3 protein-coding genes are annotated in these 3,645 nt (G+C 66.9%); all 3 read left to right on the forward strand.

Annotated elements, in window-relative coordinates:
- The coding region (locus VF662_RS08485) for a sensor histidine kinase (RefSeq protein WP_464139859.1) at window positions 1-1,120 on the forward strand (1,120 nt) is incomplete at its 5' end.
- Window positions 1,113-1,856 carry a LytR/AlgR family response regulator transcription factor gene (locus VF662_RS08490; RefSeq protein ID WP_464139861.1) on the forward strand — a complete coding sequence of 248 codons (744 nt, stop codon included), beginning with the start codon at window positions 1,113-1,115 and terminating at the stop codon, window positions 1,854-1,856. The genes VF662_RS08485 and VF662_RS08490, both read left to right, overlap by 8 nt.
- A gap of 197 nt (window positions 1,857-2,053) precedes the next feature.
- Entirely contained in the window at window positions 2,054-3,559 is a 1,506-nt protein-coding gene (ffh, locus tag VF662_RS08495) for a signal recognition particle protein (RefSeq protein WP_464139863.1), read from the forward strand.
- Window positions 3,560-3,645 lie beyond the last annotated feature (86 nt).

Here is a 3,645-nt window from a genome sequence, read left to right on the forward strand (position 1 = left end):
GGACACCGCCCTGCCAAGCCCGCTTCAGCGGCGGCTGCCGGACCTCGGCATCGCCGTGAAGTCGATCCTCGGCTTCTGGGTGCTCTATGTCAGCCTGATCACCTTGCGCTCGATCGCTTTGATGGTCCCCGATTTCTGGGATTCGGTCTGGCGCCGGCTGATCGCCGCCTGCGTGGGCGCGACGCTCACCTTCCTCATCTACCTGACGATGCGGCGCCTGGCCGAGGCGAGCCTCACCCGCAAGGCGGTCGTCGCCGGTATCCTCTGCCTCCCCGCTTCGCTGCTGTTCGCCGGCTTCAACTATTTCATCTTCTGGGTCCTCCATCCGCTCGAGGACGACAAGCTCGATCCGATGTGGCGCGGCATGGGCGCGCTCGAAATGGCGTTCCGCTCGATCAGCGAGCAAGCGCTGAGCTGGTACTTCCTGTTCGCCGCCTGGGCGGCGCTCTACGTCGCCCTGAGCTACGCCGCGCAGCTCCGCGCCGCCGACCGGCGTGCGGCCGTGCTCCAGCGCGAGGCGCAGGACGCGCAACTCCGGGCCCTGCGCTACCAGATCAACCCGCACTTCCTGTTCAACACGCTGAACTCGCTGTCCTCGTTGATCCTGGCGCAGCGCACCGACACGGCCGAACAGATGATCATGAACCTGTCCACCTTCTTCAGGACGACCCTCTCGGCCGATCCAACCGCCGACGTGTCGCTCGAGGAGGAGATACGATTGCAGCGTCTCTATCTCGATATCGAGCAGGTGCGCTTTCCCGAACGGCTGAGGGTGGAGATCCACATCCCGCCCGAGCTCGGCAATGCCCGGGTGCCCGTCCTGATCCTGCAGCCGATCGTCGAGAATGCGATCAAATACGGCGTTGCCCGCTCGAAGCGGCCCGTGACGATCCGGATCTCCGCGGCGGAGGAGGCGGGGCGCCTTCACATCGAGGTGACCGACGACGGCGACGTGATGGCGAAAGATCCCCTCGGCTCGCACGGCGAAGGCGTAGGCCTGGCGAACGTCTGCGACCGCCTCACTGCCCGCTACGGGGATGACGCCGCCTGCTCGCATGGTCAGGATCCCGAAGGCGGATATACCACCCGCATTGCACTGCCGGTGGTGCGAAATGGCTGAACAGACGCCGCTCCGGGTCATGATCGTGGACGACGAGCCGCTCGCCATCGAGCGGCTGCAGCTGCTGCTCGGCCGATGCGAGGGCGTCACCCTCGTCGGAACGGCTTCCGACGGCGAGGCTGCTATGGAAGCGGCCGAAGCGGCCGAGCCCGACCTCCTCCTGCTCGACATCGCAATGCCGGGCAAAGACGGGATCGAGGTCGCGCGCGCCTTGGCGGCCTCGAAGGCCGATCCGGCGATCATCTTCGTGACCGCGTTCGACAATTTCGCCGTCGCCGCGTTCGACGTCGCGGCAGTCGACTATCTCATGAAGCCGGTCCAGTTCGATCGGCTCACCGGAGCGCTGGAGCGGGCGCGTGCGGCGATCGGAGAGGGGAGGGCGCGGCAGCCGGCCGTTCCCCGCTACGTGCAGGAATTCTGGGTTCCGGACCAGCTTGGGCTCGTCCGCCTGCCGGTTCGGGAGATCGATCGGATCACCACCGACCGTGACGACATGCGGCTCCATGTCGGGCGCCGGAACTGGATGGTGTACCGGACCGCCGGCGCGCCCGAGGACGGGCTCGATCCCGAGCTGTTCATCCAGGTCGACAGCTCGACGCTCCTGCGCCGCGATGCGATCGCCGGCATGGCGCGTGATGCCGGCGGCGACTGGCTCGCCCGGCTTCGCAGCGGCGAGGAAGTCCGCATGGGCCACGATCACGTGAGCGGTGTGAAGAGGCTGCTCGGCCGCGGCTGAGCCGAAGGCGGCACCCTCCGTTCGCCATCAGCAGGCGCCGCCACGCCTTGCCTTGAGTTGGTCTTGCCGCTATGCGCCCCCACATCCTGTTCGATGGAATTGGGTGAGATAAGCGTCCAAGGGCGCGCGCTGGCCGGCGAGGTTTCGCCCGCCGGCGCTTTTGCGTTTGGACCGATTGAAGCGATGGAGCGAGAAGCATGTTCGAGAGCCTGAGCGACCGTCTGAGCGGCGTCTTCGACCGCCTGCGCGGCCGCGGTGCGCTCTCGGAAGCCGACGTGCGCGGCGCGATGCGCGAGGTACGGATCGCATTGCTCGAAGCCGACGTGGCGCTGCCCGTCGTCCGCGACTTCGTCGATCGCGCCACCGAGCAGGCAATCGGCCAGCAGGTGCTTCGCTCGGTCACGCCGGGCCAGCAGGTCGTCAAGATCGTCCACGATGCGCTCGTGGAGATGCTTGGGGCCGAGGCTTCCGATCTCAACGTCGATGTCACGCCGCCCGCCGTCATCATGATGGTCGGCCTCCAGGGCTCGGGTAAGACCACCACCACCGCCAAGCTCGCCAAGCGGCTGTCCGACAAGGACCGCAAGAAGGTGATGATGGCCTCGCTCGACGTCGCCCGTCCGGCCGCGCAGGAGCAGCTCGCGGTGCTTGGGCGGCAGGCGGATGTGGCGACGCTTCCGATCGTGCCGGGCCAGCAGCCGGTCGACATCGCCCGCCGGGCGCTGCAGTCGGCGAAGCTCCAGGGCTTCGACGTGCTCCTGCTCGATACCGCCGGCCGCCTCCACGTCGATCAGGCGCTGATGGACGAAATGAAGGCCGTGGCCGAAGTCTCGACCCCGGCCGAAGTGCTGCTCGTCGTCGACGCGCTCACCGGCCAGGACGCGGTCAACGTCGCGCGTAGCTTCACCAATGAGGTGGACCTTACCGGCGTCGTCCTCACCCGTCTCGACGGCGACGCTCGGGGCGGCGCTGCGCTGTCCATGCGCGCGGTCACCGGCAAGCCGATCAAGTTCGCGGGCGTCGGCGAGGCGATCGACAAGCTCGAAGCCTTCCACCCGCAGCGCGTCGCCGGCCGCATTCTCGGCATGGGCGACGTCGTCAGCCTCGTCGAGCGCGCATCCGAGACCATCAAGGTGGAGGAGGCGGAAGCCCTCGCCAAGAAGATGGCGAAGGGGCAGTTCGACATGAACGACCTTCGCAGCCAGCTTCAGCAGATGCAGCGCATAGGAGGCCTCGGCGCGCTTGCCGGAATGCTTCCGGGCATGAAGAAGATGGCCGGCGCCGCCCAGAAGGCGCAGGACGACAAGACGCTCGTGCATCTCGACGCCATCATCGGCTCGATGACTCCTAAGGAGCGGATCCGGCCGGAGCTGCTCAACGCCAAGCGCAAGATCCGGGTCGCGAAGGGATCCGGCACCACGGTGCAGGAGGTAAACCGGCTCCTGAAGATGCACCAGGAAATGGCGAACGCCATGAAGAAGATCAAAAAGATGGGAGGCCTTGGGAAGCTCGGCGCCCTGTTCGGCGGCGGCGGCGCAGGCGGCCTTGGCGGGATGCTCGGAGGACTGGGCGGCGCCGGAGGCATGGGCGGAATGGGCGGCGCGGGCGCTGCTCCTCCGGCGGGAATGCCGGGCCTTCCGGGACCAGGCGGAAGCGCGCCGTTCAACCTCCCGCCCGGTTTCGACAAGTTCATGAAGAAATAGGTTTAGTTCAGAAAGGAAGACAAAATGGCAGTATCGATCAGGCTCGCTCGCGGCGGTGCCAAGAAGCGTCCTTATTACAAGATCGT

The sequence above is a fragment of the Allosphingosinicella sp. genome (assembly GCF_036387215.1).
Taxonomy (GTDB): Bacteria; Pseudomonadota; Alphaproteobacteria; order Sphingomonadales; family Sphingomonadaceae; genus Allosphingosinicella.